Below are 228 nucleotides of genomic sequence, written 5' to 3' on the forward strand. Positions count from 1 at the left end.
CAGCACGAACCCCGCCGAGATGGGCGGCGCCATCGGCAGGTCGGACGCCGACTATGGGGGCGTCGACAACCTGGTTTGGAATGTGGGTGCTGCCTGGGAAGGCCGGATCGGCGAGCTCGACGGCGCCGCGCTGCGCAAGAGCTTCGAGCTCAACTTCTTCGCCCATCTATCGGCGGGGCAGTACGCGGTGCGCTTCACGCTGGTACAGGGCACCGGCGGCGTGCCGCT

At 68.9% G+C, this 228-nt stretch carries 1 pseudogene; it reads left to right on the top strand.

Going from position 1 to position 228, the window contains the following annotated elements:
- Positions 1-228: pseudogene (locus KVT37_RS33385) on the top strand (bifunctional aldolase/short-chain dehydrogenase); the annotation flags it as partial.

This window comes from Mesorhizobium sp. GbtcB19, from assembly GCF_019091085.1.
Taxonomy (GTDB): domain Bacteria; phylum Pseudomonadota; class Alphaproteobacteria; order Rhizobiales; family Rhizobiaceae; genus Mesorhizobium.